Annotated in this window: 18 protein-coding genes; 8 read left to right on the forward strand and 10 right to left on the reverse strand. The window is 72.4% G+C overall.

What is annotated here, in order from left to right; genetic code table 11:
* Window positions 1–12 precede the first annotated feature (12 nt).
* Window positions 13–6,816 carry a non-ribosomal peptide synthetase/type I polyketide synthase gene (locus ABD350_RS06410; RefSeq protein ID WP_344346773.1) on the forward strand — a complete coding sequence of 2,268 codons (6,804 nt, stop codon included), beginning with the start codon at window positions 13–15 and terminating at the stop codon, window positions 6,814–6,816.
* Window positions 6,817–6,898: 82 nt separating this feature from the next.
* The gene (locus ABD350_RS06415; protein WP_344346774.1) at window positions 6,899–8,029 is read left to right on the forward strand and encodes an acyl-CoA dehydrogenase family protein; all 1,131 of its coding nucleotides are present in this window, start codon (window positions 6,899–6,901) and stop codon (window positions 8,027–8,029) included.
* A 60-nt stretch (window positions 8,030–8,089) separates the two neighbouring features.
* Here ABD350_RS06415 and ABD350_RS06420 read toward each other — a convergent pair whose 3' ends face one another.
* Both ABD350_RS06420 and ABD350_RS06425 read right to left on the reverse strand, forming a co-directional pair.
* Window positions 8,090–8,257: a hypothetical protein gene (locus tag ABD350_RS06420; RefSeq protein WP_344346775.1), complete on the reverse strand. Its 168-nt coding sequence runs from the start codon at window positions 8,255–8,257 to the stop codon at window positions 8,090–8,092.
* Between the two features lie 354 nt (window positions 8,258–8,611).
* Window positions 8,612–11,239: a hypothetical protein gene (locus ABD350_RS06425; RefSeq protein ID WP_344346776.1), complete on the reverse strand. Its 2,628-nt coding sequence runs from the start codon at window positions 11,237–11,239 to the stop codon at window positions 8,612–8,614.
* A gap of 576 nt (window positions 11,240–11,815) precedes the next feature.
* On the opposite strand from ABD350_RS06425, the gene ABD350_RS06430 reads away from it, so the two are divergent.
* Window positions 11,816–12,367 carry a hypothetical protein gene (locus ABD350_RS06430; protein WP_344346777.1) on the forward strand — a complete coding sequence of 184 codons (552 nt, stop codon included), beginning with the start codon at window positions 11,816–11,818 and terminating at the stop codon, window positions 12,365–12,367.
* 131 nt (window positions 12,368–12,498) lie between these two features.
* On the opposite strand, the gene ABD350_RS06435 is transcribed toward ABD350_RS06430, so the two are convergent.
* Together ABD350_RS06435 and ABD350_RS06440 are read right to left on the reverse strand one after the other, a co-directional pair.
* Window positions 12,499–12,951, reverse strand: a complete 453-nt coding sequence (locus tag ABD350_RS06435; protein WP_344346779.1) for a hypothetical protein — start codon at window positions 12,949–12,951, stop codon at window positions 12,499–12,501.
* A 37-nt stretch (window positions 12,952–12,988) separates the two neighbouring features.
* Window positions 12,989–14,167, reverse strand: coding sequence for an amidase domain-containing protein (locus ABD350_RS06440; protein ID WP_344346780.1), 1,179 nt, complete (start codon window positions 14,165–14,167; stop codon window positions 12,989–12,991).
* Between the two features lie 555 nt (window positions 14,168–14,722).
* On the opposite strand from ABD350_RS06440, the gene ABD350_RS06445 reads away from it, so the two are divergent.
* Entirely contained in the window at window positions 14,723–16,063 is a 1,341-nt protein-coding gene (locus ABD350_RS06445; protein ID WP_344346781.1) for a hypothetical protein, read from the forward strand.
* A gap of 11 nt (window positions 16,064–16,074) precedes the next feature.
* On the opposite strand, the gene ABD350_RS06450 is transcribed toward ABD350_RS06445, so the two are convergent.
* Together ABD350_RS06450 and ABD350_RS06455 are read right to left on the reverse strand one after the other, a co-directional pair.
* On the reverse strand, window positions 16,075–17,115 hold the full coding sequence (locus ABD350_RS06450; RefSeq protein ID WP_344346782.1) for an SGNH/GDSL hydrolase family protein: 1,041 nt from the start codon (window positions 17,113–17,115) through the stop codon (window positions 16,075–16,077).
* A 170-nt stretch (window positions 17,116–17,285) separates the two neighbouring features.
* Window positions 17,286–17,531: a glycine cleavage system protein H gene (locus ABD350_RS06455; protein ID WP_344346783.1), complete on the reverse strand. Its 246-nt coding sequence runs from the start codon at window positions 17,529–17,531 to the stop codon at window positions 17,286–17,288.
* 41 nt (window positions 17,532–17,572) lie between these two features.
* On the opposite strand from ABD350_RS06455, the gene ABD350_RS06460 reads away from it, so the two are divergent.
* The 3 genes from ABD350_RS06460 to ABD350_RS06470 all read left to right on the forward strand — a co-directional run bounded on the left by ABD350_RS06460 (window position 17,573) and on the right by ABD350_RS06470 (window position 19,133).
* Window positions 17,573–17,926: a hypothetical protein gene (locus ABD350_RS06460; protein ID WP_344346784.1), complete on the forward strand. Its 354-nt coding sequence runs from the start codon at window positions 17,573–17,575 to the stop codon at window positions 17,924–17,926.
* Between the two features lie 44 nt (window positions 17,927–17,970).
* A complete protein-coding gene (locus ABD350_RS06465) occupies window positions 17,971–18,135 on the forward strand; it encodes a hypothetical protein (RefSeq protein WP_344346785.1) in 165 nt (54 codons plus the stop codon).
* A gap of 152 nt (window positions 18,136–18,287) precedes the next feature.
* The gene (locus ABD350_RS06470; protein ID WP_344346786.1) at window positions 18,288–19,133 is read left to right on the forward strand and encodes an RNA polymerase sigma factor SigF; all 846 of its coding nucleotides are present in this window, start codon (window positions 18,288–18,290) and stop codon (window positions 19,131–19,133) included.
* An 18-nt stretch (window positions 19,134–19,151) separates the two neighbouring features.
* Here ABD350_RS06470 and ABD350_RS06475 read toward each other — a convergent pair whose 3' ends face one another.
* From ABD350_RS06475 to ABD350_RS06485, 3 genes are all read right to left on the reverse strand, one after another.
* Complete coding sequence (locus ABD350_RS06475) at window positions 19,152–19,598, reverse strand: response regulator (RefSeq protein ID WP_344346788.1); 447 nt, start codon at window positions 19,596–19,598, stop codon at window positions 19,152–19,154.
* Window positions 19,595–21,166, reverse strand: coding sequence for a sensor histidine kinase (locus ABD350_RS06480; protein WP_344347046.1), 1,572 nt, complete (start codon window positions 21,164–21,166; stop codon window positions 19,595–19,597). Before ABD350_RS06480 ends, ABD350_RS06475 begins: the two co-directional genes overlap by 4 nt.
* A gap of 86 nt (window positions 21,167–21,252) precedes the next feature.
* A complete protein-coding gene (locus tag ABD350_RS06485) occupies window positions 21,253–22,512 on the reverse strand; it encodes a PP2C family protein-serine/threonine phosphatase (RefSeq protein WP_344346789.1) in 1,260 nt (419 codons plus the stop codon).
* 368 nt (window positions 22,513–22,880) lie between these two features.
* Here ABD350_RS06485 and ABD350_RS06490 point away from each other — a divergent pair, with 368 nt between their 5' ends.
* Complete coding sequence (locus ABD350_RS06490; RefSeq protein WP_344346790.1) at window positions 22,881–23,384, forward strand: MarR family winged helix-turn-helix transcriptional regulator; 504 nt, start codon at window positions 22,881–22,883, stop codon at window positions 23,382–23,384.
* A gap of 690 nt (window positions 23,385–24,074) precedes the next feature.
* On the opposite strand, the gene ABD350_RS06495 is transcribed toward ABD350_RS06490, so the two are convergent.
* On the reverse strand, window positions 24,075–25,820 hold the full coding sequence (locus ABD350_RS06495) for a PP2C family protein-serine/threonine phosphatase (RefSeq protein WP_344346791.1): 1,746 nt from the start codon (window positions 25,818–25,820) through the stop codon (window positions 24,075–24,077).
* Between the last annotated feature and the right edge of the window lie 185 nt (window positions 25,821–26,005).

The raw sequence follows: 26,005 nt of genomic DNA on the forward strand, positions 1-26,005 counted from the left end.
GACCGATCCGTCATGGGATCAGAAACGAACGAGAAGCTGCTCGGCTACCTCAAGCGCCTCACCCTCGACCTGCACCAGGCACGCGAGCGCCTGCGCGAGCTGGAGGAGGGTGACCGCGAGCCGATCGCGATCGTCGGCATGGCGTGCCGGTATCCGGGCGGCGTCGACTCGCCGGACGCCCTGTGGCGGCTGCTGGCCTCGGGCGGGGAGACCGTCGGCGCGTTCCCCCGGGACCGGGGCTGGGACGACGGCCTGTACGACCCCGGGAACGGCGGCCGCAGCCTGACGGGCTCCGGCGGCTTCCTCTACGACGCGGCCGACTTCGACGCCGGCTTCTTCGGCATCAGCCCGCGCGAGGCCCTGGCCATGGACCCGCAGCAGCGGCTGCTGCTGGAGACCACCTGGCGGGCCTTCGAGGACGCCGGGATCGACCCGGACTCGGTGCGCGACACCGAGGTCGGCGTGTTCACCGGGCTGTCCTGCAACGACTACGGGCTGGGGCGCGGCGACGTACCCGAGGAGGCCGAGGGCTTCCTGGCGACCGGGACGGCCGGCGGCGTGGCGTCCGGCCGGATCTCCTACACGCTCGGCCTGCGCGGCCCGGCGCTCACCGTGGAGACGGCCTGTTCGTCCTCGCTGGTCGCGCTGCACCTGGCCGTCCAGTCGCTGCACCGCGGCGAGTGCACGATGGCGCTGGCGGGCGGCGCGACGGTCATGGCGACCCCGCGGCTGTTCACCGAGTTCACCCGCATGCGGGGCCTGTCGCCGGACGGCCGGTGCCGCCCGTTCTCGGCCGCCGCCGCGGGCAGCGGGTTCTCCGAGGGCGTGGGCGTCCTGCTGCTGGAACGGCTGTCGGACGCGAGGCGGCTCGGCCACCACGTGCTGGCCGTGGTCCGCGGCAGCGCGGTGAACCAGGACGGCACCAGCAACGGCTTCACCGCGCCCAGCGGTTCCGCGCAACAACGGGTCATCCGGCAGGCGCTGCGGGACGCGGGACTGGCGCCCGGGGACGTCCAGGTGGTGGAGGCCAGCAGCACCGGCACCCCGCTCGGCGACCCGATCGAGGCACGCGCCCTGCTCGCCGCCTACGGGCGGGACCGGGACCGGCCCCTGCGGCTCGGCTCGCTGAAGTCCAACATCGGGCACTCCCAGGCGGCCGCCGGTGTCGCCGGGGTCATCAAGACGGTGCTGTCGATGCGCCACGGCAGGCTCCCCGCCACCCTCCACCTGGACGAACCCACCCCGCACGTCGACTGGTCGGCGGGCGCGGTCGAACTCGTCGCCGAGGAGACCGCTTGGCCGGAGACGTCCGGGCCGAAACGCGCCGCGGTGTCCTCGCAGGGCATCAGCGGCACCAACGCCCACGTGATCCTCGAAGAGGCTCCGCCCGCCGAGCGGGCCGGGCAGCGGGTCCCGCCCGCCGAGCAGAACGGGCCGCACCTGCTGACCCTGTCGGCGAAGACCCCGGCCGCGCTCGCCGAACTCACCGCGCGCTACGCCGACCTGCTCGCCGACGACGCCGACGGCGATCCGCTCGCCTCGGTCTGCCGGACCACGAGCCTCGGGCGGGCCCACTTCACGCACCGGCTCACGGCCGTCGCGTCCTCCCGCGCCGAGCTGCGGGACCTCCTCACCCGGACCCGCACGGGCGAGGCGCCGCCGCCCGGCGTCCGCGTCGGCCGGCGGACCCCGGAGACCGGCCGGGGCCCGGTGTTCCTGTTCGACGGCCGCCCGGACGCACGGTACGCCGAGGTCGCCGCCGAACTGTCCGAGGCCGAGCCGGTGTTCCGCGCCGCCCTGAACCGGTGCGCCGAGGCGTCCGCCGAGCTGGCCGAGACCCGGCCGGAGGCCCGTCACGTCGTGGACCAGTACGGCGGCCAAAGCTCGTCGTTCGCCGTCGCGTACGCGCTCGCCGAGCTGTGGCGGTCCTGGGGAGTGGAGCCCGCCGCCGTCCTCGGCCACGGCACCGGCGAGCTGGTGGCCGCGTGCGTCGCGGGAACGATGAGTCTCAAGGACGCGCTGCCGGCGGCGGCCCGGACCCCGGCGGACGCCACCGGACCGGGCCGGTTCGCCGACGAGGTCGCCGCGCTGCTGCGGGAGGGACACCGCACCTTCCTGGAGATCGGGCCGGCCTCGCCGCTCCCCGACCGGGTCCGGGCGGCCGAGGACACCGCGTTCCTGCCGTCGCTGGGCGAGGGGGCGGACGCCCGGCGCACCCTCCTCGACAGCCTCGGCGCGCTCTACACCCGAGGCGTCCGCGTCGACTGGGCGCGCGTGCACGGCGAGCCCGCCGGGCCGCCCGCCGCGCTGCCCGGCTACCCGTTCCAGCGCGAGCGGTACTGGCTGTGGACGGGAGCCACGCCCGCACAGCGGGTTCCGGCTCACGGCGGGCCGCTGGTCGCGCAGGTACGGCTCGTCGGCGCCGACGGCACGCCCGTGGCGCTCGCCGACGGCGTCCGCCTGGAAGCGGTGCCCGGCGCCACCGGGACCCCCGCGCTCACCACGGGACGACCGGCCGCACCCGGCGAGGAAGAGCCGCCCGCGCCGGGGACCGGGAGCGCCGCGGAGCCGGTGGCCGGCATCGTCGGCCGGGCGCGCGGCGCGGCCGTCACCGGTGACGAACTGCGCCTGCCGCTGCGGAGCCTGGGCATCGACTCGCTGATCGCGATGGACATCCGGCAGACCCTCGCCCGACGGCTCGGCGTCGACATTCCGCTGCCCGACCTGCTGGACGGCCGGAGCGTCGCGGAGATCGCGGCGACCGTCCAGGCGGTCCGCGGCGGCGCGGACCGCACCGGCGAGCCCGCGACGACACCGGTCCGGGGCCGCACCGGCGAGCCCGCGACGCCGCTGGTCGCCGATCCGGCGGGCCGCCACGAGCCGTTCCCGCTCACCGACCTCCAGCAGGCCTATCTGGTCGGCCGGACCGACGCCTTCGAACTCGGCAACGTCTCCACCTCCTTCCTGGTCGAGATCGACCTGGAGGAGACCGACCTCGACCGGCTCACCACCTCCTTCCGGCACCTCGTCCACCGGCACGACATGCTCCGCGCGGTCGTCTCCGGGGACGGGCACCAGCGGGTGCTCGCCGAGGTCCCCGACTACCGGATCACCACGGTCGACCTGCGCGCGTGCGACGACGCCGAGCGGGCCCGCCGCCTGGCGGAGATCCACGAGGAGATGCGGCACCAGGTCTTCGACACCGAGGTCTGGCCGCTGTTCGACATCCGGGCCACCCTGCTCGACGCCCGCACCACCCGGCTGCACCTCAACTTCGACGCGCTGATCGTGGACGGCCGCAGTGCCGGGCTGCTGTTCGAGGAGTGGGCGCAGACCTACCGCCACGGGGCACCCGCGACCCCCGCCCCGCGCCTCACCTACCGCGACTACGTGCTCGCCGCCGGGGCGGACACCGCGCGGCGGGAGAAGTCGCTCGCCTACTGGCAGGCGCGCGTCGCCTCCCTCCCGCCCGCGCCCGCCCTGCCACTGCGCCCGGGATCCGCGCCACGGCGGCCGGTGTTCACCCACCGCACGGGCCGGATCGCGCCCGAGGCCTGGCAGCGCTTCAAGGACCACGCCGCCGCGGCGGGCATCTCGCCCTCGGCCGCCCTGTGCACCGCGTACGCGCAGGTGCTGGGCGCCTGGAGCGCCTCGCCGCGTTTCACGCTCAACCTGCTGGCGTTCAACCGGCGGCCGCTGCACGACGACGTCGGCAGGATCGTCGGCAACCTCAGCGCGACCACCCTGCTGGAAGTCGACACCGCCCCCGTCGAGGACTTCGCCTCGGGTGCCACGCGGTTGCAGGAACAGCTGCTGACCGACCTCGAACACGGGCACGTCAGCGGCGTCGAGGTGCTGCGGGAGATCAACCGCACCCGGGGCGGGACCGGCCTGGCCGGCATGCCCGTGGTCTTCACCAGCACGATCGGCTTCTCGGGGCGGGGCGACGGCGAGCGCGGCGCGCTCACGGCACTGACCACGCTGGGCACCTCCGGCAGGCCGGCGTCCAGCTCGGTCAGGACACCGCAGGTGTGGCTCGACCACCAGGCTCTGGAGGAGGCCGGGGAACTGGTCCTCAACTGGGACGTGGTGGAGGAGATGTTCCCCGACGGCGTCGTCGACGGGATGTGGGAGGCCTACCTGGACCTGGTGCGGGACCTGTGCGACGAGGGGGCGTGGCGCCGTCCGCCGTCCGTGCTCGCGCCGGTGGCCGACCTGGAACTGCGCAGGGCCGTCAACGCCACGGACGCCCCCGTCCCCGCCGAGCTGCTGCACGACGGGTTCCTGCGGCAGGCGGCGAGCCGGCCGGACGCGCCCGCCGTCATCACCGCCGGCCGGACCCTCGGCTACGGCGAGGTGGACCGCCGCTCCGACCGGATCGCCCGGTGGCTGATCGACCGCGGCGCGGGCCCGGGCGTGCTCGTCGGCATCGTGATGGACAAGAGCTGGGAGCAGGTCGTCGCGGCGCTGGGCATCCTCAAGGCCGGGGCCGCCTACGTACCGGTCGACGCCGCCACGCCCGGCCGACGGCTCCGGGTGATCCTGGAGACCGCCGGTATCGGTCTGGTGCTGACCCGGTCGGCGGTCGCGGACGCGCTCGACCTGCCGGACGGCATCCGCTCGCTGCACGTCGACACCGAGCCGGAGGACACCGGGGCGGGCGGCCCCCTGCCGCCTTCCCCGGCCCGTCCCGACGACCTCGCGTACGTCATCTTCACCTCGGGCTCCACCGGGGTGCCCAAGGGCGTGATGATCGAGCACACCGGCGCGGTCAACACGATCCAGGACATCAACGACCGGTTCGGCGTGACCGCCCGCGACCGCGTCCTGGCCCTGTCCGCACTGCACTTCGACCTCTCGGTCTACGACGTGTTCGGCCTGCTCGCGGCCGGCGGGGCCGTGGTCCTGCCGGACGCGTCGGCGCAGCGCGAACCGGCCGCCTGGCTCGAACTGGCGAACCGGCACCGCGTGACGATCTGGAACAGCGTCCCCGCGCTGATGGACATGTTCGTCGCACACGCGCGGGCGCTCGGCGGCCCGCCGTCGCTGCGCGTGGTGATGATGAGCGGCGACTGGATCCCCGTCACCCTCCCCGGAGCCATCGCCTCGCTGCTGCCGGGCGCCCGGGTGTTCAGCCTGGGCGGCGCGACCGAGGCGTCCATCTGGTCGATCCAGTACCCGATCACCCGCGTGGACCCGGACTGGACGAGCGTTCCGTACGGCACACCGCTGCGGAACCAGCGCTTCCATGTGCTGGACGGAGCGTTGCGCCCGCGCCCGGCCTGGGTCCCCGGCGACCTGTACATCGCCGGTGTCGGCCTCGCCCGCGGCTACCTCGGCGACGAGACGAAGACACGCGCGGCGTTCCTGCGCCACCCGGTGACGGGCGAACGGCTCTACCGGACCGGTGACCTCGGCCGGTACCTGCCGGACGGCACCATCGAGTTCCTGGGGCGCGTCGACTCCCAGGTGAAGATCCAGGGGCACCGGATCGAGCTGGGCGAGGTCGAGGCGGCACTGCTGCGCCGGCCGGACGTCCGCGCGGCGGCCGCGGTGGCCGAGGGCGAGCGGGGCGGCCCCCGGCGGCTCGTCGGGTACGCCGTGTCGGACGCCTCGGAGGAGGAGCTGCGCGAGGCCCTCGGCCGGGAGCTGCCCGGCTATATGGTGCCCGCCCGCATCGTCGTCCTGGACGAGCTGCCGCTGACCGACAACGGCAAGGTGAACCGCCGACAGCTGCCGTCGCCCGAGGAGACGGCCCCGCGCTCCGGTGCGGCGGTCGCACCGCGCGACGCGGCCGAACGGCTCCTGGCCGGGATCTGGGCCGAGTTCTTCGGGCCCGCCGGCGCACCGGTCGACGTCACCGCGAACTTCTTCGACCTGGGCGGCGACTCGATGCTCGCGGTGCGGATGATGGCCCGCATACGGCAGGCCACCGGCCGGTCCCTGCCGGTGGCCACGCTGCTCACCCGGCCGACCCTCGCCTCGCTCGCCGAGGTGCTGCGCGAGCGGTCCGGCGACGAGGGCCGGCCGGCCCTGGTCACGCTCCGGGACACCGGGACCCGGCCGCCCCTGGTCCTGGTCCACCCGGTCGGCGGCGACGTGCTCTGCTACGCCGGGCTCGGCGCCCTCCTGGACGACGACCAGCCGCTGTACGCCCTCCAGTACCCGGACGTCGAGCCGGCACCGCCGACCGTGGCCGGCCTGGCCGCGCACTACGCCGACGCGCTCACCGAACGGTTCCCGGACGGCCCGTACCGGCTCGGCGGCTGGTCCATGGGCGGCGTGATCGCCCTGGAGACCGCCCGCCTGCTCACCGGGCGGGGCAGGACCGTCGAGCTGGTCGCGGCGGTGGACCTGCTGGAACCGCCCGGCCGCGCCGAACCCGCCTCCGACGCCGCGCTGCTGGCCCGGTTCGCCCGTGACCTGGCCGGGCTGGCGGGAAGCGACTGGAACCCCGGGCCGGCCGAGTTCGAGCCCACGCACCACCGCTCCCCGGTCGAGGAGCTGCTGACGCGGGCCCGGCGGGCCGCCGTCCTGCCGGCCGAGATCGACGCCGCCACCCTGGAACGGCTCGCGAACCGGTTCCTGCGCCTCAGCCGCGCACTGGCCGGCCACGAGCCCGCCCCGTACCGGGGCCGGGTCCGGCTGCTGCGGGCCATGGACGGGGCCACCACCGCGACCACCCGGCAGTGGCTGGACCTCCTCGGTGACCAGGCGGAGAGCATCGACGTGCCCGGCGACCACTACAGCGTCATGCGCTCCCCGAACCTGCGGACGCTGGCAGCCGAACTCGGCAAGGCCCTGGAGGACCTGTGACCCGCACCCGCCCGACCCGCCCCACCCGCCCGGCCCGCCGAATCCGCCGGGCCGGGAACACCAGCCGTACCAGGAGGACCGGATGACCGCCATCGAACTGCCGACCCGGGCCGGGACGGACCTCACCGCCGCATCGGTCATGGCCCGGGTACGGGCGTACGCCGCGGGCCTCCCGGCGAGCGCGCCGGAGATCGAGCGCACGGGCCGGATACCCGGTGACGTCCTCGACGGCCTGAAGGCCACCGGGCTGCTGCGTGCCGCCCTGCCGCCGGCCCTGGGCGGTGTCGAGATGACCGTGCCGGACATCACGCGGGCGGTCGATCTGCTGGCGGAGGGGGACGCCTCGGTCGCCTGGTGCGCGGCCGTCGCGCTGAACGCCGCGCTGGCCCAGGTCTCGCTGCCCGCGGAGGTGTGCGCCGAGCTGTTCCCGGAGCCGGACCTGATCACCGCGACGGTGCTGCCGCCGACGGGGCGGGCGGTCCGGCAGGGCGGCGGCTACCTCCTGTCGGGCCGCTGGACCCACGCGAGCGGGATCACCCACGCCGACCGGGTGATGGCCGGGTTCCAGACCCCGGACGGCACCCCGGCGATCGCCGTCTTCGACGCCGCGCACGCCCGGGTGCTCGACACCTGGCACACCACCGGGCTGCGCGGCACCGGCTCCCACGACTTCGAGGTCGCCGACCTGTTCGTCCCGGACCGGCACACCTTCCGTCTCGTACCGTCCGGTACCCGGCAGGAGCCACTCCATCTGCGCGCCGACAACCTCGCCCTGAAGATGGCGGGCGTGCCGCTGGGCATCGGCAGGGCCGCGCTGAAGGCGGCCAGGGACATCCTGACCGCCCGGCGTACGGCGCTGCCCTGGCCGGGCGTCCCCGCCGACCTCGCGCACGCCGAGTCGCTGATCGGTGCGGCGGACGCCTATGTGTACTCCACGCTGGAGAAGGCGTGGGCCGCACAGGCGGCGGGCCTGACACCCGAACGCGGCACGGCCGCACTGGCCCGCCGGTTCGCGCACCGCGCCTGCCGGGAGGCGGCCCAACTGCTGTACGACGCGGTGGGGACGGCCGCGGTCTACACCGAGCGCACCCCGCTCGACCGGTGCCTGCGCGACCTCATCACCGCGAGCCGCCACATCGCGTCCTCGGAGAAGATCCTCGACGGCGTCGGCGACCTACGCCTCGGCGGCGCCCCGGCCTCCCCCCACCTCTGACCCACCGCGGCACGCCACTCCGCCGCCTCCCGCTGCCGTGTCCCTAGGGTGCCCTTCAGTTCACCAGGGCAGGGGATCCGGGCGGCGGTTCCACCACCACCCGTGCGCCGGTCCGGCGTCCTTGCCGGGAAGCGGCTCCTTGCCGAGCGGGCCATCCGTGTCATCGACCGTGAGGTCGGCGAAAAGGGCGTCCAGCGGTTCAAGAGCGTTCCGCAGGAGGACAGTCACGTTCGGCGGCGCCTCCTCGGCGGGGAAGAGAACCAGGACACCCGCCGACCGGGCGAAAGAGGATGCCGGCTCTCGCTCGCTGGGGAGCGGCCGCACCGACTGACGCGAGTGGCGTCGGGGGTCAGCGGCTCCACGGTGAGGTGGTTGTACGTCATGGCGAGTAGGTCCCGTTGCAGGTGTCCAGGGCCTTCTGTACGGCCTCCGGGTTGTTGGTGAAGCGCGGATTCCGGGTCAGCTGCGGCGCTGCGCCGAGGTCGCCCTTGGCCTTGGCGATCTACTGGAGGGCGGCGTATTCGTGACCGAGCCGGAGCGCTTCCGTATCGTCCGGCGCGACCAGGGCGTAGCCGTGAACGATCAGTCTCCGGCTGGTCGGACGCGGCTCGGCCGCTGATCTGCCGACGGGGCCGCACTCCACGGCTTCGAGATCTCACCGCTGGGTTCCCAGCCGTACCGCCGCATGCGCTGCGCGTCCTCCGTGCGACCGGCCGCCTCCAGCAGTTCCGTGTACTGACGCCAGGCGTAGGGGTCACCGGCCCGCGAGGCGCGGCAGAGCCAGGCGAGTGCCTCGTCCGTGCGACCCGCGGTGCGGAGCAGCTCGGCCACGTCGGACCGCGGGTCCGGGTCTCCCTTCTCGCCGTGCCGGTCCGCACACGACTTCATCCAGTCGAAGGTCTCTTCCGGCCCCGCCGCGGCCGTCATCAGGCGAGCGATCTGCGAGAAGGCCTTCCGGTCCCCTCCTTCCGCCGCGCGCTGGTACCAGGCGAGGGCCTCCGAAGGTCTCCCCAGTTGCTCGTGCAGGGAGGCCACATGCGCCGCCGCGTCCCGTCGACCGGCGTCGGCCTCTTTCCGGTACAGCGCGAGTGCCTCCGCCAGGCGGCCTTGTTGCCTGAGCACCTCCGGCGCGTTCGTGTCCTTCTGCCGAGAGTCGTACTTGGCGAACCACTCCGCGCAACCCAGCAGTGCGGTCAAAGTGCGTCGCCCCGCCTCGTCCTGGCCCTCCTGGTCGACAAGGCTCCACAACCGGCTTCGAAGGGGGGCGTCCATGGCCAGGTGCCGGTACAACTCGTGCTCTGCCCAAGGCATACGGACACTGGCCCTTCTGCCTTCTTCCGCCGCACGGTTCAGCAGCCACTCCAGGACCGTGTCGCCCCTGTCACCGCGCTCCCGCATCAGGGCGGCCGTCTCCGCCACCGCGTACCCACCACTTGCCTCGGCCACTTTCCGGAAGTGGACGAACGCTTCCTCCGTCCGCCCCACCCGCTGGAGCAGGCGAGCGAGCTCTTCATGTCCGTCGTGCACACCGGCATCGGCCGCGCGCCGGAAGCAGGATTCCGCCTCCTGAATCTTTCCGGTCTCGCGGAGGAGCAGGCCCGCATAGATCCAGCCACGGCTTTCTCCCGCTTCGGCGGCTTTCTGGTGCCAGGCGGCCGCTTCGTCCGGACGGGTCGCCTCCATGAGTCCGGCCACCTGGCTCATGGCCGCGACTTCCCCGGCTTCCGCGAGAGGCAGACACCACAGCAGCGCCTCATCCTGCCTCTGCTCTTCCTCCAGGAACTGAGCCGCTGCCATGGCAGCACCCGGCACCCTCGCTTCCACTCCGGCCGCGAGCAGCCGCAGAGCGATCCGCAGGTGCCCCCTGTCCCTGGCCGCCTCGGCCAACGGGGTGAGGGAATCCCGCGCGGCATGGTCCACCAGTGCGTCCCACAGCCCCGCCGACGGCACCTTGGTACGCCGTTCCTTCCTGCCGTACTGGTCCAGGTAGTCCGCGAGTCTGACGTTGCCGGTGAGCACACGAGGCCCGCCGGGTTCACGGAGGACGACGGGCGTGAGAGGGCCGCGGGTTCCACGCGCCGGTTCGTTCAGTTCCGCGAGCGCGTGCTCGATGTCGCCGTCCGTCACCGAGTCGTACTGGTCGGCGGAAAGGTAGTGACGGATCGACGCTTCCAGGAGGATCCGCGGGAGAGGCATGTCGTGCCCGAGACGGCGGGCATCCATGGCCGACTCGATCAGGGCCCTCTGAAGAGCCGTGGCGGTCTCGTACCGGTCGACGAGAGCGCGACCGCCCGCGAGGTATTGCGTGATCCGCCCCGGCTCACCCTGTTCCAGCGCTTCCTGGAGCCGGAGGTCCGTGGCGGCGAGGTGCCGCAGTTCGGGCAGGTCCGTGTCCTCGAAGGTGTCCGGTACCCGACAGTGCTTCCTGTTGAGGAGCGCACGGGCCTGTGCGTGTGGATCTCCGCGGTCGCCGTCTCCGCGCGGCGGCTTCACCAGGGCCGTCCACAGGGCGGGCCAGGTGGTGCCCAGGACGAGCAGCGGTCCCCGCCGCGGGTCGTTGAGTACCTCCTGCAGGTGGGCGGCTGCCTGCTCGCCCCGGTCTCCGTTCAGGAAGCGATGGATCTCGTCGAGCCACAGGACGGTGCGGGGAGTGATGCCGTCCAATGCGGCGATCAGTGCTTCGGCGGGGCTCGGCACCAGAGGAAGCACGAGCCGCCAGTCCGGGGGGAGCAGGTTGAGCGCTTCCCAGCATGCCCTCGTCTTGCCGGTCGATGATTCACCGACGAGGACGGCGAGGGTGCCGGCCGGCTGCCTGCCGGACCGCGCGACGACACCGTTCACCACGTCGGCCAGCCACCTGTCGTGCTGCCGTCCGACGTAGAGCGGCAGCAGCGGCAACCCCGGCGCGCCACCACCGTCGATGGCCTCGTGTACCTCCAGCCCGAACGGATCGGTGAACTCGCGGACCGGCCGTCCGGAGCAGGCCGGCACCGTACGCAGGCCCCGCACCGGCTGCGCCTGCTCCAGCAGATCACGCCAGTGACGCTCGTTGACACCTTCGCCCGCCCAGGAACTCCACAGCCGCACCAACGCCACAACGTCGTCGCTGCTCTTGTCGCTCGGGACCTGCGGCTCCCTGCCCCCTGGCGGCACCCAGGCGCTGATCCGCTGGTTGCCGACTCGCCTCCCGTACGGGGGTCTGGCGAGCACTTGGCTCGCCTCACGCCGTGAGTACCGGAGACCGGCCCGGCGGCGTGCGTCCCGTGCCCGTTGCTCCAGTGCGCGCAGTTGCTCGTAGAGCGCTTGCGCTTCCCGAGACCGTGTTGTCACCCGCGCTCCCCCTCCTGGCCGCCGCGCCCGGGACCGCCGCAGCGGGTACAGCGGGCACCTCATCGACCAGCAGCGTAGAACGATGACGCCCGGTCTTCCCGTCGCTCGGGACCTCATCCCTGCCATCGCGCAAAACTCGGGCCGACGACTCGGAGCGACGAACCGACCGAAGGAGAACCTGATGAGCGAACGCACGCGACGAAGGCGACAGCGAACCGCCCACCGCCTGGGGCGAGCCGCCCTGTTCGCTGCCGTACGCGGCATCGCCGCCACGGCGGGCTCTGTTCTTGCCGCAGGGAGTCTGAAGTGGTGGCAGAGCCGGTGAGCGGATCGCGGTCCGACGCCGGCGTCAGGGCTCGGGGCTCCGGGTGGAGGCCGCCGTTCAACGGCCGGAACGGTACTGCCTGACCGCACCGAAGCGACGGTGCCGGCCCTTCTCGTTGCCACACTTGGGCCGTGAAAGCCAACGATGGCAACGGGGCGATCGCCCCCTGGGCACTCCTCCTGGAGACCGACTGTCTGGCAGGGCTACTGGATGACGATGAGGATGTTCAGCGAACCGCCGTACACGATCTCGGTCAGGTAGTGACCCACCAGAACAGCATCTACGGCGCCACCGCCCCGGCCGCTCGTTTCGTTATCGCCATCCTTGGCCACTCCCGAACGATGCCCTTGGGGGTCTACTTCCACGAGGAGCGCCGTCGGCCTATGCGCGCGGCGCTCCTGGAATGGCTAGGGGACCTCGTTGACGACGCGACCCATGACGAAGAGGACCCTGGCGAACCTGACGACGTCGCCACCGTGCGTGCCCTCCTCCCGCTGATCTACGAGGCGGCGCGGTCGTACCTTGTCGATGCGAACCTTCTGATCCGGGAAGCCGCGGTGCACGCAGCTGCGATGACGCCCACCGCGCCTGAGCTGGCCCTACACATCCCGAAGCTCCTGCCGCTGGTACGCGGCACGGATCACCCCTGGGCGGACGGCTACTCCGTGGATCCGCCATTCTGAAAGTGGTGGTCGGCCTGATAAGCAAGGCCGAGCTGCACCGTCTCCCATACGGCCCAAAGCGGGGCCGGGACACTCGGTGTCGCCCGGCGTGATGGGCCCTCCCCGGGGGAACCGGGGAGGGCCCATCCTCTTCACGAACCGGGCAGGGCGGTTGAGGCTGGTGTCTTCCCGGGTGGATTGGGCTGCCCGGCGAAGACGACGACTTGCCATGTGCCCTTCTCACGCGACACCGTGAACTTGTCCTTCATCGGCTTGCCGGACTTGTCCACAGCGGTCAGACGGGCGGTGCCCGTGGTGGGCCCGAAGTCGTATCCGATCTCCAGGCTGCTGATCTTCCAGCCGCGCCCGCCTTTGGCAGCAAGGATTCGTGCAGCCTCCCGGCGCGACCGGGGCTCGTCCTTCACACCGCCAACGCGGATGAGATCGGTTGCACTGCGCCGGTTGAGCGCGCTGAGGTAGTCGCTGACGGCTTGGCGTGCGCCGTCAGTAGGTGATGCAGTGGGCCTGGCTTTGTCAGTGTGGGAGGAACATCCGGACAGCGCCACCAATGCAAGCGCGGCGACAACGACACGACGACGGTCCACGGCGGGGTTCTCTCTTCTCCTGTGGGGACAGCAGGCGTCAGGTGCGGTGAGCGTAGTAGAAAGCGCGCGGGGCGTCGGAAAGAATCTTTTTCAGACTCTTGTTGTGGGTGTCCGTCGTGTGGTAGGTGAGGTAGGGGACACCTCTGTATTTCTTGGTGACGAACATTGAGTGGTCGATGACGCCATTACGGTTCCAGTCGGCCTGGAGGACATCTGTCGTAAGCATGTCCCAGACGCTTCTGAGTACCTTGGTGCGCTTGGAGTGCTTGACGGCGAACCAGTACCAGTTCTCCGCTCCGCCCCAGGTGTAAGAGGTCGTGATGGCGGAGGAGCCGTAGAACCAGACCTTATTGCTGGAGCGCTGAGCAATGGAAACCCCAGCATTGTGCCATCCGCCGGCGCGCATGATCTGGGATAGAAAGTTCGTGCAGTCGTTTCCACTGTAGGTACGAAACGCGGGGTTGTGGTCGTCCCAATACTGGTTCGCGTAGTGCTCCATCTTGCTGTAGTTGTAGGAGGCTGTCGCAGCGGGCTTGACCAGCCCGGAACCGGTCTCGGTGCCACCGGTTGGCGTCGTACTGGAACTGCCCTCCTTACTTCCTTCGTCCTCGTCCGCCTTTCCGCCCCCGTCTGTGGTTTCCGGCTCCACATCGACAGCGGACACCTGCGTGGTCGGTGTGGGACCGCCGGCCTCGACGTCGGCTTCGTCCGAGGCCAGCAGCCACGAACCGTCCTCCGCCTTGGTGAACGTCACGGTGTGCGGAAGGGACTCCTCCTCGTACTCGGGAGCACCGTCGTCGATCTCCTCCTGCGTGAAAGGAAGGTAAAGCCGTGTGTGCTCAGTGAGCCGCAGGGTCGCCTTCTGGCCACTAACTGTCGACTCGGTGAGGCTGACGTCGACCTGTGCCTTGGTGTAGCCGCCGTCTACCTCCTGATACCGGTCGCCCTTGGCTATGAGGGCGGCCAGGTCGTCTTGTGTCTCGGCAGCCATGGTGCGGGTGGTTTTGACAGGCGTGGCGGCGAACCGATCGGTGGGTGCGTTGGACGTGAGCATGTTGGCGCGCTGCTGGAAATAGTCCTCGGCTATCTCGGTCAAAGCCGATGTGTCGGTGTCCGAGACGGAAGCATTCGCGTTGGGCAGGGCGTTCACGGGTATGTCTACGAGTGCCAGAATCGCCGCTGTGGTGGCAGCGGCGGTAGCGAGTCTGCGCTGCATAGGGCGCACGAGACCTCCTGGACGTGAGCTGACTGGTCACGGTCAGCCTGCGTAGACGGAGATCAAATCCGAAGGGCATAGGTTCCCCAGCGGCCTGTTCGGGCCGAGGAATGTCCTATTCCCGGCACTTTTTCTGAGCGAACCAGGTGATGTCTCCTCCGGTGTACACGGACTCTCCTGCTCTCAGCCGTTCAGACGACCCCCAGGTCCTCATGCCCACCAGGACCACACGCGTCCTCCCAGTCCAACAGTCACTCGGCCAGGTAGGCACCGACACTTCCCGAGCGCAGAGCGCCGGTCGAATCTCGTAGACCGCTCCGGAGAAGAACCCCGAGTCGTATCAGCCACGCCGGCCGATGGCAGGGTGATGGCATGATTCCTCCGCCTGGGGCCAGGGACGTCACGATGGTCGCGTCCGATGCCTTCGACGTGCCGGTGTTCGTCAGACGCAGTTCGCCCTTGCTTCCTGGGAAAGGGCCGTCCTCCGCGGAGGTCGAGGCGGCCAAGCAGCCCTGGCCGGGGGCGGGCGGTGTCCCTCCGGACGGGGACTATCTCGTGACCACCACTTGGCGGGCTCTGCTCGACGCCACCATCGCGGTCGGCCGTGACATCACCCCGTGGCTGGCGTCCGTACCCCGGCTGGCCCGGCGCGAGATCATGGCCCGGCGGTATCCGTTGTCGGCCTACCTGGTCCGCGACAAGGTGCGGACGGGGAAAACGGCGGGACCGAGGTGGAAGGTCGTTCCCAGTGCGGTCTACTCCCACGGGACGGAACACTCCACCCGTACGGCGTTCGGCTATCACATCGGCATGACGATGGCCGAGTGGGCCTGCGGCACACTCATGGGGCTCGGCCCCACGACGCATGCGGAAAGCGCGGCACCGCCCGGAGCGGATCCGGAGTGGCTGAGGACCCGCAGCCTGCCCGATCTGTTCGGCACGCATCCGGCGGATTCCAGGGTCTGGCTGGTCGAGGCGAAGGGAGGCCGCTGGCTGCGGATGCCCTCCCGGGTGAAAGGCGCCAGGCAGCTGGACGTCGGTGCCCTGCTCCCCGTGCCACACCACAAGGTGCTGTGCGGCACGGGCCTTGAACAACGCCTCTTCATGGTGATCGACGTGGAAAGCGCGGACCACGGCGGAGCCGGTACCCCCCGAGCGCGGGACAGCGCCGAGGTTCTGCTGGAACTCGCGCGCAGCCGCATGACGACGTACCTGGCCTTGGCGTCGCTGCCGCCGGCCCTGCTGCGCGTCACCCCCGTCGGGAGGCCGGAGACCCGGCAGGGCCCGCGGCGCTCCGGCTCCCTGCGGCTGCTGGAAGGTGACTCCGCCACGGAGGATCTGCGCCGCCGGATCGGTGGAAGCCGTGGTGAGGGAGCGGTCCGTGGTGAGAGAGCGATCCGTGGCGAGGACGGCTTGGACATGCTGACCAGCAGGATCCCCGGAACGGACCTTGTCCTCGGGATGTCGCGCCGGCTGTACGGCGCGTGCAGCGAACTCGCCGGACTGGAGCGCCGTACCGCGGAAGAGGTCCGCCGGATGCGGCCCGCGTACACCCCCTATGTGCCTGAATCACCCCACGTCATCGATGCGGGTTCGCTGGAGTCTCCGCTTCGTCGGATCGCCGGCGAAGGCGATCGGCAGGTGAGCGACGCGCGGTACGAGCGGCGGGCCGCCGACGCTCGGAACCTGGTGCGGCAGATCAGGGCCGAGCGGAGGGGCGACTACCTGGCAGCCGTACAGCGTGGCTTCGCGGCCGGGGAGGAGCGGACCTGGGAGCAGCTCATCGACCACAGCCCCGAGCCCGCCGTCCCCGGCCGGGACGGTTACCTGGAGGCCGCGACCGCGGACACGTACCTGGCCGTCGAGGAGGCGTCTCTCGATCCGGGGACGGCGTGAACCGTGGGCGGTCACCTTTCGAGGAGGGCGATGCGGATGGCCCGTTCGACGTGGGCGGCCGTGTGGGCATGGCCTTCGGCGTTGGGGTGGACGAGGGTGGCGCGCGCGTTGACGCGTGCGCAGTCCAGCTGCGTGCCGGCTTGGGCGGGCCAGTAGTCCTCGGCGGCGCCGCAGATTCCCTCGACCCACTTGGTGCCCGCGGACTGGCAGGCGTCGTGGCCCACGCTGGATGAGTGGACGTCGACGTAGCGGTCGCCGAAGAACGACGTGACCCGCCGGATCGTGTTGTTCAGCTGGTCGAGGACGTCGTCACGGAGCCAGTCGATGTCGGCGTGGGTGACCGGGCCCAGCTCGGTGAGGGCGAGGCGGTCGCAGTCACCGCTGTCCTCGGGGAGGACGGCCGGGTAGCCGACCGTGATCACCTGGGCGTCGGGCGCGGCCCGGTGCACCTGGGCCAGCATCTCGATGTACTCGTTCTGCACCCGGGCGAGCTTGTCCTGGATGCTCTCCTCCCCCTCGGGCGGGTCGGTGTAGTACGCGCGGCAGGACGTATCGGCCGCGCCCTGTCCGAGGCACTTGAGGAGCATGTCGGCGACGGGCAGGCTGTTGCCGCCGACACCGATGGTGACGACGTCGGTCCGGTCGTCGAGGCCGGCCCGCTTGATCTGCGGGTCCACCGCGGACCAGCCGCCGGCGGGGGGCCGGACCGGACTCACCGGCTTCTGCTTCCGCCCGGCGATGTCGGCGATGGTCGCGGCGCCACAGCTGACGTTCGTCAGGTGGACGTGGTTGCCCGGCGGGAACTCGGCCAGCTCCCGCTCGACGATCCCGGGGTAGGCGTCCGACGTGCGGTCGCAGCCGTCCCGCGACCCGTCGTCCAGCGCGGGCTGTGGATCGCCGACGAAGACGCCGGCGGTGTACGAGTCGCCCAACGCGGCCCACTCGTACGGGTCGGCCGCGCCGGCGGAGCCCGACGGCAGGAGCGCGGACGCCGCCAGCGCGAGCCCGACGGCCAGCGCTCGCGCGCGCGGGCGGGAGACAGGGTGTCGCATGGATCCTCCAGGGACTGCACAAGTCGCCCGGAAGCCGGAACGTGGCTCCGGGCGGAAGGCACCTCGGCAAGATCGTCCACACCGGCGGCCCGCTCACTCCGGTGAAACGGGCCTACCACCCCCGATCGGCCTAACGATCAGGGCTGCCGCTCCGTGGTGATCGCCGGCCGTCAGTCCGACTCCGCCTCGGGATACTCGGCGTACTCGTCGGCGCCGAGGAGGCCGTCGGTGTTCGCCGGGCCGTCGGTACGGAGCCGGATCATCCAGCCATCACCGTAGGGATCGTCGTTGACCAGCTCCGGGCTGTCGCTCAGGTCCCCGTTGTACGACTTACGTGGTTCCGGACGTCGACGGGTCGTCCGTTCGGCAGCCTCGTTCGGGGGACAACGCGTCTGACCCGCGGGGGGTCTGGGCATCGCTGGCACTGACCGTACGGGTTACGACCGAGGGAAACCCTGTGTCTCTTCGTTCCGTCACGGCGGCCGTCGGTGCCGCCTGCAGTGCCGTCGTCCTGCTGCTGGCCGTTCCGGGCTCGGCCTCCGCGGCGACCGGCCAGTTCCGCTACACCTACACCACCGCCGAGGGGTACGACGCCGTCGGCTTCCTGAACAATCCGGCCGGCGGCAGGTGCGTCAACCTCCCCACGCCCGCCGCCGCACCCGGGGCGGTGTCGAGGGCGCCGAAGAACCGCACGGACGCCACCGCCACCGTCTTCCTCGACGCCGACTGCGAAGGCGACACCTACTACACCCTGCCGCCGGGCGCCGGGGCGTCCGACCGCCTGCTGGTGCGCTCCGTCGTCTTCTCCTGAACGGCCCCGGGGGGCGAGGGTGGGTGACGGGGTGGGACGTCCCCATGCCGGCGGATTATCAGGAGGAGGCCGCCGCGGCGGCCGTCATCGAGTGCCTGCGAAGGAACCACGGCATCCGCGGGGTCGACGTCGGGCTGTCGTTCGACCGGGAGCGGAACCGGTACGGATTCGCCTGGGACGGGGCGCCGGCCGGGCCGGACCGGGGGTGAAGGGGTGCCCCGGGGGTCCGTTGTGTCCGCCGCGTCCGGGTGTCCGAGGGTGATGCCGGCCGATTGGTTGACATGAGGTGGCTGTCGCCGGGTAGGCGCGGTCGTGATGGCCGCTCACCGGGGGCGGGCACGGATGGCAGGGAGGGCCTGGGATGACGATGGCACTCGTCGGGACGACGACCGGCTCCGCTACGGAGCTGCCGGAGATCGTGGATCCGCAGAAGGTCGCCCCCCAGGACGCCCGTGAGCTGACCAAGACGTTCCTGGACCGGCTCGCCGTGCTGGAGGAAGGCACGCCCGAGTACCAGTACGCGCGCAACACGCTCATCGAGATGAACATGTCGCTGGTGCGCTTCGCCGCCCGCCGGTTCCGCAACAGCGGTCAGGACATGGAGGACGTCGTCCAGGTCGGCACGATCGGCCTGATCAAGGCGATCGACCGGTTCGAGGTCTCCCGCGACGTGCAGTTCACCAGCTTCGCGGTGCCGTACATCGTCGGTGAGATCAAGCGGTTCTTCCGGGACACCTCCTGGTCGGTCCATGTGCCGCGGCGGCTGCAGGAGGCCCGTACCGAACTCGCCAAGGCGAGCGAGGAGCTGCGCAGCCGGCTGGGGCGTGCCCCCAAGGTGTCCGAGCTGGCCGCCCTGATGAACCTCACGGAGGAGCAGGTCGTCGAGGTCCAGATCGCGGCGAACGGCTACAACTCCGCCTCCCTCGACGCCGCGATCACCGGCGACACCGAGGAGGGCGAGGCGGCCCTCTCCGAGTTCATCGGCGAGGAGGACACCGCGCTGGAACTCGTGGAGGACTTCCACGCCCTCGCCCCGCTCGTCGCCGAACTGGACGAGCGGGAGCGGCGGATCCTGCACCTGCGGTTCGTGGAGGAGCGGACACAGGCGGAGATCGGCAAGGAGCTGGGCGTCTCGCAGATGCACGTCTCCCGGCTGATCTCCCGCATCGTGGCGCGGCTGCGCTCGGGGATGCTCGCTACCGGGTGACCCCGCCCGCCTCCGCGCTCACCGCTGCGTCGGCAGGCGTACGACCGTCACGAAGAACTCGTCGATCTGCCGGACCGCGGCGATGAACTGGTCCAGGTCGACGGGCTTGGTGACGTAGGCGTTGGCGTGCAGTTTGTAGCTGCGCAGGATGTCCTCCTCGGCGGAGGAGGTCGTCAGGACGACGACGGGGATGTGCGCGAGGTCCGGGTCGGACTTGATGCGTTCGAGGACCTGCCGGCCGTCGTACTTGGGCAGGTTGAGGTCGAGCAGGATCAGATCGGGCGTCGGGGCCCCGGCATGGGCGCCCCGGCGGTAGAGGAAGTCCAGGGCCTCCTCGCCGTCGCGGACGACGTGCAGGGTGTTGCCGATCTTGTTGTCCTCGAACGCCTCCCGGGTCATCAGCTCGTCCCCGGGATCGTCCTCGACGAGGAGCACCTCGACGGGCTGTGCGGCGGGCGCGTTCATGCGGGTTGTCCTTCCGAAGTGGTGCGGGCGGGTGCCGTCGCGTCGGGTGACGCGGGACCGTCGGCCGGGGCGGTGGGCAGTGTGAGGCAGAAGCGGGTGCCGCCGGTGTGGCCGGTGTCGATCCAGATGCGCCCGCCGTGGAACTCCACGATCTTCTTGCACAGGGCCAGCCCGATGCCGGTGCCGCTGTAGGCGTCCCGGCCGTGCAGGCGCTGGAAGATGACGAAGACCTTCTCGGCGAACTCCTCGGGGATGCCGATCCCGTTGTCCGTCACGCTCAGCCGCACCGACACGCCGCCCTCGCCGGCGTCGGGGTCCGGCTCGCAGGTGACCCGGATGCGGGGGGCGCGGTCGGGATGACGGAACTTGATGGCGTTGCCGATCAGGTTCTGCCACAGCATGACCAGCAGCGTCGGATCGCCGGTGATCTCGGGCAGCTCCCCGGGGCGCTCGATGACGGCGCCGGACTCCTCGGCCGCCGCCGCGAGGTTGGCCAGCGCCTTGTCCAGGGTCTCTCCCAGGGCCACGGGGACATGGGCGTCGTTGACGCGGCCGACCCGGGAGAAGGTGAGCAGGTCGTTGATGAGGATCTGCATGCGCTTGGCGCCGTCCACGGCGAACGCGATGTACTGCGTGCCGCGTTCGTCGAGCTTGTCGCCGTACCGCTTCTCCAGCAGCTGGCAGAAGGAGGCGACCTTGCGCAGCGGTTCCTGCAGGTCGTGGGAGGCGACGTAGGCGAACTGCTCCAGCTCGGCGTTGGACCGGCGCAGCTCCACCGCCTGGGCGTCCAGGTCGGCGGCCTGCCGGGCGAGGTGCTCGTGCTGGACGCGGGAGGCGTCGAGTTCCGTCACCAGGCGCCGGCGCATGGCCTCCACGTCGTCGGACATGGCCCGTATGTCGGCGGGGCCCTCGACGGGGATGCGGTGCTGGAAGTCGCCCTGGGCCACCCGGCGCGACGCGGTGCGCAGACGGCCCAGGGGCCGGGCGACCAGGGTGTGCACCAGTACGGCCAGGACCACCGCGGTGAGCAGGAAGGCGGCGACCATGCCGCCCAGCACCCAGTTCCGCACGGTGCGGATGTGGTCCAGTTCGCTCCTGCTGTGCTCCCGGGCCTGGGCCAGGTGCGTGTTCTGCGTGCCGAACAGCGCGCGGATGTGGTCGAAGGCGGCCTTGCCGCGTTCTGTGGTGGCCCGGCCGGCCGGCCGGGGAACCCCCGGGGTGACGTCCGCGATCAGGGGATCGGCGTACCTGCGCCGCCAGTCGGCGGCCGCCCGCTCGATGGTCTCCAGGTCCCGGCGCAGGTCCGGCCGGTCGCCGACGAGCCGCTCCAGCCGGGCCGCGGAGTCGCGTTCGGCCCGCCGGCCCTCGGTGTACGGGACGAGGAACTGCCGGTTGGCGGCGAGGACGTAACCACGGGCGCCGGTCTCCTGGTTCAGCAGGGCGTTCTGCAGGCGGAGCGCCTCGACGCGGGCCGGCTGGATGTGCTCGGTCAGCTGGTCGGAGACGCGCGAGGTGCGGGCCAGCAGCTCCGCGCCGACCACCGAGCCGGTCACCACCAGGGTGATCATCACGGCCAGGGCCAGGTGGAACCAGCCCTGCACGGTGATCCGGCTGCGCCGGCGGGGGCTGGGCGGTACGGGGGGCGTTGTCACCGTCACGATTCCTCGTTCACTTCGGTTTGCCGGTGCCACCGCAGGTGCAGCACGGCCACGTCGTCGGCGAGACCGCCGTAGTCCTCGGCCAGTGCCTCGGCACGGCCGATCAGTTCGTCCACGAACGCCTCCGAGGGCAGGGTCGCGATCGAGCGGGCCAGTTCCAGCAGCCCCTGCTCGCCCAGGCGCTCGCGGCCCGGTCCGGTCCGCCCCTCGAACAGGCCGTCGGTGAAGAGGACCACGCCCGCGCCGGCCGGCAGGGTGAGGTCGGCCACGGGCCAGTGGGCCGTACCGTCCGGCAGCAGACCGAGCGCCGGTCCCCCGGGCACCTCGACCCAGTCCACGCGGTCGCCGGAGCGCAGCAGCATCCCGGGATGGCCGGCCCGCATCACCCGCGCCGAGCGGCCGTCCGGCAGCAGTTCCAGGCTGGTCAGCGTGGCGAAGATCTGCTCACCGGTGCGCTCGGCGACGAGGATCTCCTCCAGCGTGCTCAGCTGCCGGGCCCCGGTGGCACCGCTGACCACGAGCGTGCGCCAGGCGATGCGCAGCCCCACGCCGAGCGCGGCTTCGTCGGGGCCGTGTCCCGAGACGTCACCGACCAGGACGTGGACGCGGCCGTCCGCGGTCTGCACGACGTCGTAGAAGTCGCCGCCGAGCAGCGCCTGCTCCCGGCCCGGCAGATAGCGGGCGACCACCTCCGGGCCGGTCGTGCCGCGCAGCAGCGGTGTGGGCAGCAGCCCGCGCTCCAGCCGCCGGTTCTCCTCGGCCCGCAGCTGGCCCGCCTGGAGGGCCGCGGCCGCCTGCTCGGCCAGCTTGCGCTGGATCGCGTATCGGACCGCCCGGCCGAACAGCTCGGCGTCGACGCGGCCCTTGACCAGGTAGTCCTGGGCTCCCGCGGCGACCGCCGCCAGCCCGGTGCGCTCCTCGGCGAGTCCCGTGAGCACCACGACCGCCACGTCCGCGTACCGCCGTACCCGGGCCACGCCCTCCAGCCCGTGGGAGTCGGTCAGGTGCAGATCCAGCAGGACGCAGTCGGGTGTCTCGGCCGCCAGCGCGGCTCGCGCCTCGGCCAGGGAGCGTACCCAGGTCAGCCGCATCCCGGGGGAGCAGTCGGCGACCAGCTCCTCCACGAGGAGGGCGTCCGCCTCGTCGTCCTCGATCAGGAGCACCGTGGGCTCCTGCCAGGTCCAGGGCGCTCCCTGCGCCGTGGCGGTGTCAGGGGAGACGCGTACGCCGGCAAGCCCATGCTGTGTTGGGAGCATCCGTCCCCGCTTCCCCTCCAACGCCTCGGCCGAGCTTCTCGGAGCTCCTCGTTGCCATAGGGCAACGAACGAAGCGTACTGGCAGCGTCCCGTTCCGTTCCCCCGGGGAGGGGGTGGGGCGCTCCCATGGACGGTTTCCGGCCACTCCGGTTCCGGGTTCGCGCGGCCGGGGATTGACGGCTTCCCACCGTATGCCCGCCCGCGACCGGTTCACGCGTCCCTCCCGACGCACGGGTTTCTCCGGGCGGGTCCGTCCCGGTCCCTACGATGGCCCGGCCGGGGGGTGGTTGTCCGGCGGCTCGTCGGGTACCGCGTGTGGATGAGGGTGGTATCGGTATGGGCAGGTCATTACTGAAAGCGATGTATTCGTGACGCGTCTCGGCGGCATCGGGGACGACCAGCCGAACGGACCGGGGGACGATCTCCTGGCCGTCGCGCGGGAGCTCGCCCCTGCCGTGGACGGCCTGGCGCATCTGTGGTCGGTGGCCGCCCAGGGCGCGAGTCTGCGGTTGTCGCCGCACCAGTTGCGGGCCCTGCGGATCCTGCAGGCCGAACCGGGGCTCAATCTCACGGCGCTGGCGGAGGGCATGGAGATAGGTCCGCCGACCGCCAGCCGGCTGTGCGACCGGCTGGAGGCGGCGGGCCTGCTGGAACGGCTGCTGCATCCGCACAGGCGGCGTGAGGTGCGGCTCGTTCTCACGGGGCGCGGCCAACAGGTGCTGAGCGAAGTCGCCGAGCGCAGAGCGCGGGCACTCGCCGTGACCCTGGCCGGCATGGACCCCGCCGCGCGGGAGGCACTGAGCCAGGGAATGCGCGCCTTCCTGACCGCCCAGCACGACACGACCGAACAGACCGACGAACCGCGCTCCTGACCGGGTGCGCGTTGGCGGCCGGGCGGACCCGGCCGTGGCGGATCTTGCCGGAGGCCCTCGCGGGGCGAGCGGGGCCCAGGCTGGCGGGCAGGGCGGTGGGGTGCGCGTCCGGCCGCGGGACGCGTGAGCGGCTGGGCGAACCTGGCCGGGCGGGCCTCGCGGGGGCGAATGAAACCCGAGCGGGCAGGCAGACCGACGGCCGCACATCCGACCGCGGCAAGCGCGACCGGCCGGGGCGGACCACGCCGGGGCGAATGAAACCCGAGCGGGCAGGCAGACCGACGGCCGCACATCCGACCGCGGCAAGCGCGACCGGCCGGGGCGGACCACGCCGGGGCGAGTGGGGACCGGACGGGCAGGGCGGTGAGGCGCGTGTCTGGTCGCTGCAAGCGTGAGTGGCCGGGCGGGTCTTGCCGGGGCAGGCCGCACGGGGGCGAGTGGGGCCCGGACGGGCTGACGGGCCGATGGACTGCGCCCCTGACCGCGGACGCGTGAGCGGCTGGGCGGACCTTGCCGGGGCGTGTCCGGCCGGGGTGAACCCCTCCGGGGCACGTAGGGCCCCAGGCGGGCGGGCAGGGCGGTGGGGTGCGCGTCCGGCCGCTGCAAGCGTGAGTGGTTGGGCGGGGGCTTGGTGGGGTGGGCGTGGTCAGGAGTGGTGGGGGGCTTGGTTGTGGGGTGGGGGTGGGTGGGTTATGGCGGGGCGTGCCGGGCGTGCTCCGTGGGGGGCAGGGTGTGGCACAGCAGCAGGCAGATGTCGTCGTCGCGTGCGCAGTCGTGCAGGAGGGGCTTGAGCAGGGCGTCGGCCGCGGCCTGCGGGTCCTGCTCCAGCTCCGGGGTGCTCAGCGTGCCCAGCGTCCGGCCGAGGTGCTCGATGCCGGGGTCGATGCCCTGGGCCCGGCGTTCGACCAGGCCGTCGGTGTACAGCACCAGGGTCGAGCCGGCGGGCAGGTCGCTCCGGTGCTCGGCGTAGTCGTACGGCACCGGGACGCCGAGCATCACGCCCGGCCGGGCGTCCAGCACCCGTACGGTGCCGTCGGCCGCGCGCACCACGGCGGGCGGGTGGCCGGCCGACGCCCACACCACCTCCGGTTCGCCGGGCCGCAGGCGGGCGATCAACGCGGTGGCGTACAGCTCGGGTTGCTGGTGCCGGAGCATGCGGTGCAGCCGCGTGAGGATCGCCGCGGGGCTGTCGCTCTCCACGGCGTAGGCGCGCAGGGCGGTGCGCAGTCGGCCCATGACGACGGCGGCGTGCAGACCGTGCCCGGTGACGTCCCCTATGACGGCCAGCAGGCCGCCGTCGGGCTGGACGAAGGCGTCGTACCAGTCGCCGCCGATGTTCAGTCCCCGGGTGGCGGGAAGGTACCGCGCGGCCAGCAGCAGCCCGGGCCGGGCGGGCAGCTCGGTCAGCTGGGCGCGCTGCAGGACCTCGGCGGTGTCGCGGTACCGCTCGTAGCGGCGGGCGTTGTCCAGGGCGACGCCGGCCCGGCCGGCCAGTTCGACCAGCATCACCGAGGTGTCCGCGTCGAAGCGCGGGCCCGGGGCGGTGAGGGTGAGGACACCGATCGGGTGACGGCCGGTCAGGGGGACGGCCAGCAGCGGTCGCCGCGGGCTCGACGCGGCGGGCGGGAGGTCGTCCACGCCGGGCAGCCCACCGGGATGCGCGGCGGCGTGCTGGGGACGGCCGGTCCGGACGGCGGCCACCGCGGCGGCGGGGTGTTCCCGTACGCGCCGGGGGTGTTCGGCGTCGTTCTCCGCGTCGAAGAGCCATACGTCGAGGCGCTCCGCGTAGGTGGGCACCAGCAGCTCGGACAGGCGGCGCAGGACGGCCGTGGGGCTGAGGGAGGCCGTGATGGCGGCCCCGGCGTCGCCGAGGAACGCCAGCAGGCGCCGGGCCCGCTCGCTCTCGGCGCGCGCTGCCCGCTCGGCCTCCAGCAGGTCCCGCTGCACCAGCGCCGCGGCCTCCAGCTCGGAGTGCAGGGCCAGCACACCCTGGTCGGTCTGGTGTAACTCCTCCCGGTGCAGCCGTAGATGATGCTCTTGCCCGTCCAGCAGGCGCAGGACGGCCGCCGTGTCCGCGTCGGTGCGCAGCAGGGACTCGGGCAGCGGCGGCCCGGTGTCCGGGCGGCCGGGGGCGGTCCGGCGGGGCAGGGGGCAGACGAGGTCGGGCCCGTCGTCCGGGCCCGGCGTGGCGGAGCCGACGGGCCGCAGCCACACATCGAGCCGGGTGCCGTACCCGGCGCCGGCCCGCCGGACGCGGAGCCGCAGTTCTCCGGCGCCGCCCGCGCGGAGGAGGCGGCGCAGCCGTGCCGTCAGCGACGCGAGGAGGCGGGCCCGTTCCCGCGCCGGCGCCTCCCTGGTGACCTGGGCGACGGCGGCCCGGGCCCGGGCGGCGTCGGCGACGGACGCGATCGTCCACACGTCGGGCCCTTCCGTCATGGGCAGACCTCCGGCGGGCCGGCTGCCGGCACCGCCCCACCCCTGTCGGCGCGCGGCGGGCATGCGGCGCCACCGGCATCCCGCGGGACGCCGGCGCACCCTGTGCCGGCGTACTGGTCGGGGCCGGACGCCGACGCGGTGACCGCCGGCCCGGTGACCGCCGGCCCGGTGGGCGCCGGCGCGGC

The organism is Streptomyces nogalater (assembly GCF_039532885.1).
Classification (GTDB): Bacteria; Actinomycetota; Actinomycetes; order Streptomycetales; family Streptomycetaceae; genus Streptomyces; species Streptomyces nogalater.

Excerpts from the sequence above, each read along its gene's own strand:
- ABD350_RS06410 (WP_344346773.1), top strand. The coding sequence starts at position 13 with ATGGGATCAGAAACGAACGAGAAGCTGCTCGGCTACCTCAAGCGCCTC.
- ABD350_RS06415 (WP_344346774.1), top strand. The coding sequence starts at position 6,899 with ATGACCGCCATCGAACTGCCGACCCGGGCCGGGACGGACCTCACCGCC.
- ABD350_RS06440 (WP_344346780.1), bottom strand. The coding sequence starts at position 14,167 with ATGCAGCGCAGACTCGCTACCGCCGCTGCCACCACAGCGGCGATTCTG.
- ABD350_RS06450 (WP_344346782.1), bottom strand. The coding sequence starts at position 17,115 with ATGCGACACCCTGTCTCCCGCCCGCGCGCGCGAGCGCTGGCCGTCGGG.
- ABD350_RS06455 (WP_344346783.1), bottom strand. The coding sequence starts at position 17,531 with ATGCCCAGACCCCCCGCGGGTCAGACGCGTTGTCCCCCGAACGAGGCT.
- ABD350_RS06465 (WP_344346785.1), top strand. The coding sequence starts at position 17,971 with ATGCCGGCGGATTATCAGGAGGAGGCCGCCGCGGCGGCCGTCATCGAG.
- ABD350_RS06470 (WP_344346786.1), top strand. The coding sequence starts at position 18,288 with ATGACGATGGCACTCGTCGGGACGACGACCGGCTCCGCTACGGAGCTG.
- ABD350_RS06475 (WP_344346788.1), bottom strand. The coding sequence starts at position 19,598 with ATGAACGCGCCCGCCGCACAGCCCGTCGAGGTGCTCCTCGTCGAGGAC.
- ABD350_RS06480 (WP_344347046.1), bottom strand. The coding sequence starts at position 21,166 with ATGATCACCCTGGTGGTGACCGGCTCGGTGGTCGGCGCGGAGCTGCTG.
- ABD350_RS06485 (WP_344346789.1), bottom strand. The coding sequence starts at position 22,512 with ATGCTCCCAACACAGCATGGGCTTGCCGGCGTACGCGTCTCCCCTGAC.
- ABD350_RS06495 (WP_344346791.1), bottom strand. The coding sequence starts at position 25,820 with ATGACGGAAGGGCCCGACGTGTGGACGATCGCGTCCGTCGCCGACGCC.